This is a genomic window from Arthrobacter sp. P4_F10 (assembly GCF_056401435.1).
This window is the reverse complement of the sequence record NZ_JBFUJJ010000079.1, coordinates 1-3,575: the sequence shown is the minus strand read 5'-3', so window position 1 is coordinate 3,575 and position 3,575 is coordinate 1. Positions and strand designations below refer to the sequence as shown.

The following is a 3,575-nucleotide window of genomic DNA, read 5'->3' as shown; positions in this document are numbered from 1 at the left end:
ACGTTGGGCTCCGCCCCCGTCACGCCGGCGGAAATGCGGGATATCCTGCGGCCTTTCAACGCAGCGGACGGCGGCGGAGGGCAGGAGCGGGACCTGGCCGCGTTGGTTCGGCGGGGGCTGGTGCTCCTGCTGGATGGTCGCCTCGCCCTGACCGAGGCCGGCTCCGCTCTGCATTCGGAGGCAACCGGGCTGGTGGAAGCTGCCCGCCGTGAGCTCACGGCAGGCATCGGAGCGGATGAGTATGCCATGGCTGTCAGCGTCCTCGAACGCATGAGCAACAACGCGGACCGGCTCGCCTCGCGATAGGAGCGGTTGGGTGTGCCTCCGCGCACGCTCATTCACGCCCGGCGCCGCAGCCGTCGGGGAGGTCAGTAACCATGTGGGCGTCGAGGTCTCCGCCTTGACGCACTAGGCTTCAGCTTGTGATCTCGAGTTCTGTCCAGGGCCACGCAGCGGTCCGACGCCGGCGCGTCGGACTGGCCGCTGTGGCGGGGATGGTGGGGGCAGTCCTTTTTGTCTCCGTTTTCACCGTCTACGGGTGGCTGTGCCCGGGCTACACGCCGAACTCCATGTTCGTCAGCGAACTGTCGCTTGGGCCCTACGGCTGGGTCCAGATGCTCAACTTCGTGCTGACCGGTGCCTTGGTGGTGGTGTTCGGTCGCGGCCTCGCCGCCCACTTCAGCACCGGGGCTGCTTCCCGGGCCGGGCCGGTGCTGGTGGAGTGCATGGGAGTCAGCCTGATGGTGTCAGGACTGTTCACCACCGATCCGTCGGCGATGTTCAGCCAGGCCACCGCGCAGGGTGTCGTGCATAGAATCTTCGGGGCGCTCTTCTTCACGCTAGCGCCGGTTAGTTGTTTCGTTTTCTACCGGCGCTTCCGTGGCGACCGGTCCTGGCGCCCCATGGCGGGGTGGACACTGGCCGCCGGCGTTGTCCTGACTCTCGGGATTGGCCTGCTCAAGTTAAGCCAGCAGCCCGACAGCGGTTTGTTCGAGTGGAAGGGCCTGGTGCAGCGCGTCATTCTGGTGACGGTGATGGCCTGGATTTTCGCTGTCGCGTCCCGGTTGCGCCACATCTATCGGGACGGGGCACCCAGCCAACAAGCGCCGCTGTAGTACCGGGCCTCGGCCTGACTGGTGCGGTCAGGGGTCTCTCGGACTGCATGATGCGCTGGGTTCGACAGGCCGTCCACTTCAGACTGACGGCAGCCCGGCCCCGGCTGTGGGATATGGCTTCAGTCATCGTTGCCTGAGCGCTTGTCGTCGCCAGGCTCGGGCCCCGATCATCGTTGTCAGTGCACGGGATGAAGAGATCGACCGGGTGCTGGCGTTGGAACTGGGCGCCGACGACTATCTGGTCAAGCCTTTCGGCATGCGGGAACTCATCGCCAGGATCCGGGCAGTGGCCCGCCGCTCCGAAGAGCGGCTCCCGGACGGCCGTCCCGAGACGGACATCAGCAGGACAATCGGCGGCCTGAGCATTGACCAGCGGTCCCGTCGCGTGGTCCTCGACGGAGTGGAGGTCTCTCTGACGGCAAAAGAGTTCGAACTCCTGTACTTCCTTGCAGCCGAGCCTGGTGCGGTGTTCTAGCGTCGCGAAATCCTTCGCGCTGTGTGGGACGGCGACTGGTACGGCACCACGAAAACCGTGGATGCCCACATAGCCGGGATCCGCAAGAAGCTCGGTGATCCACGCTGGATCGAGGCCGTCCGGGGCGTCGGGTTCAGGCTGGGAGTGCCTGGATGAGATGGAGGCTGATCGGCGCGTTCATGTTCATCACGTTGCTCGTGGTCCTGGTGCAGGACATTCCGCTGGGGAACTATCTGGTCCGCGGTGAACGTGAGCGCCTCACCACCTCCCTTGAACGCGACGCATTTCTGCTTGCCGGCCGGGCCGGCGACGCGTTAAGAGCTGGTGGCCCCCTACCCGCGGAAGTAGCCGCTGACGTGCGGCGATACGGGGAGGCGGGCGGCGCCCGTGTGGTGATTATCGACGCCGGGCGGGACGGCCTTGGCGACCTCCGATGACGATCAGGCGGCCACCGGATCAACCTACAGCTCACACCCGGAAATAGCCGCGGCGCTGACCGGACAGATCAACGCCGGCCAGCGGTATTCCCAGACATTGGGCCTCGATCTGCTCTACGTCGCCGTCCCTGTCCTCAGCGGTGAGACGATCTCCGGCGTCGTGCGGCCGACGTTCCCTGCGTCGGTGGTGACCGAGAAGGTAAACGGCCAGCTGCCTACCATCTGGACCGTCGCCGGCACCACGGTATTGCTCGCCGGCATCCTGGCATACTTCTTGGCGGGCGCCGTAACCAGAAGACTCCAGAGGCTTCGGACCGCCACAGAGCTACTCGCCGATGGCAATCTGGACACCCGTACCGACGAAGGAGGTGCGCCCGAGCTCAAAGCCCTCGCCGGTTCCTTCAACCGGATGGCGGACCGGCTGAAAGACCTGCTCGAGCAACAACGGGGATTTGCCTCCGATGCCTCCCATCAACTCCGTACCCCCCTGACGGGGCTGCGGCTGAGGCTCGAGAATGCTGTCGACACGATCCCCATCGACCCGGAAGCGGGCCGACGCATGGTGGCTGCCTCCCTTGACGAGACGGACCGTTTGCAGCGGGCCTTTAGCCGCTTCTGGCGCGGCACGCAGAGCGGCGAGGGCAGCGGCCTCGGCCTGTCCATCGTGCACCAACTGGCCCGGGCCAGCGGCGCCGAGGCCTCGCTGACGCCCAGAACTTCCGAGACGGCAATGGGAGCCACCGGTCTGGATGCCTGCGTGAAATTCAGATCAGCCTAGATCACCGGCGCATCCCAGACACAAAGGGGCACCTTCGGCGGAGGACGTCGCTCTCGGTGTGTCGGCAAGGCTGACCGAGCGGACAGCCCAAATCCCGGTTGGACGAGGCCAATAGTTAGGACAGAGAGATGCCGCTTATGGGTGTGCCTGGCGGGAGCATCAGAACTTGTTTGTGGATTTGTCCGGCGATGTCCAAAGCCACGACGAAGTCACTGACTTCGATATTACTGACGTCGGTCGAACCTCCCAGCACGGGCGGGACGCGGAAGCTGTAAACCTCACACTCGCCCGGTTGCAGACCGGAGCTCTCAGCTTGGCCGGCCAAAGTGATCATCAAGTACTCATCCTGCCCTGAACGAGATTTCAGTTCGGCGTTCAGCTCATCCTGGTTCGACCATTGATGACGCAGTTCACCCGCAAGCACATCAAGGAACCAGAAGCCGTTGTCTGCCTGGAAAAAGACGTCGCCAAAGGGTGATGCGAAGAGCGGACTTTTGCCAGCGAGGTCGAGAAACGACCACGGCTCGAGGGCAGCCGAGTAAAGGGCAGATGAGAATCGACGGATGGGCTCCATGTGGCGACTCTAGCGGAGGTGCTGCGAGCTGCGACGGAACCCGCTCACAAAAAGCCGCGCCGCCAGGGTGATCGGAGCCCTGGGACAGGCAGCACTACACCCAACAGTTGGCCGCTCCATCGGTGTGCTAGGAGGAACTGTTTGAATCCCTGCGGCGGGACTGGCACCACAGAGAGCATTAGTCGCAAGCCCCTGG

General features: G+C 64.4%; 7 protein-coding genes. 6 read left to right on the top strand and 1 reads right to left on the bottom strand.

Annotated features, from left to right (window positions below; genetic code table 11):
- The 6 genes from AC1DR1_RS22970 to AC1DR1_RS22945 form a co-directional block, all read left to right on the top strand.
- Positions 1-306: MarR family transcriptional regulator (locus tag AC1DR1_RS22970; protein ID WP_476993434.1), on the top strand; the 306-nt coding region annotated here is incomplete at its 5' end.
- Positions 307-422: 116 nt separating this feature from the next.
- Positions 423-1,115 (top strand): DUF998 domain-containing protein, encoded by a 693-nt coding sequence (locus AC1DR1_RS22965; protein ID WP_229992183.1) that lies wholly within the window; start codon positions 423-425, stop codon positions 1,113-1,115.
- 106 nt (positions 1,116-1,221) lie between these two features.
- Positions 1,222-1,590 carry a response regulator transcription factor gene (locus AC1DR1_RS22960; RefSeq protein WP_290369307.1) on the top strand — a complete coding sequence of 123 codons (369 nt, stop codon included), beginning with the start codon at positions 1,222-1,224 and terminating at the stop codon, positions 1,588-1,590.
- Between the two features lie 9 nt (positions 1,591-1,599).
- Positions 1,600-1,746, top strand: coding sequence for a winged helix-turn-helix domain-containing protein (locus AC1DR1_RS22955; protein ID WP_290369308.1), 147 nt, complete (start codon positions 1,600-1,602; stop codon positions 1,744-1,746).
- The gene (locus tag AC1DR1_RS22950; protein ID WP_229992180.1) at positions 1,743-2,027 is read left to right on the top strand and encodes a hypothetical protein; all 285 of its coding nucleotides are present in this window, start codon (positions 1,743-1,745) and stop codon (positions 2,025-2,027) included. The genes AC1DR1_RS22955 and AC1DR1_RS22950 overlap by 4 nt, the downstream gene beginning before the upstream one ends.
- Positions 2,011-2,805 (top strand): HAMP domain-containing protein, encoded by a 795-nt coding sequence (locus AC1DR1_RS22945; RefSeq protein ID WP_229992179.1) that lies wholly within the window; start codon positions 2,011-2,013, stop codon positions 2,803-2,805. Before AC1DR1_RS22950 ends, AC1DR1_RS22945 begins: the two co-directional genes overlap by 17 nt.
- Before the next feature lie 115 nt (positions 2,806-2,920).
- On the opposite strand, the gene AC1DR1_RS22940 is transcribed toward AC1DR1_RS22945, so the two are convergent.
- Complete coding sequence (locus AC1DR1_RS22940) at positions 2,921-3,379, bottom strand: T6SS immunity protein Tdi1 domain-containing protein (protein WP_229992178.1); 459 nt, start codon at positions 3,377-3,379, stop codon at positions 2,921-2,923.
- Between the last annotated feature and the right edge of the window lie 196 nt (positions 3,380-3,575).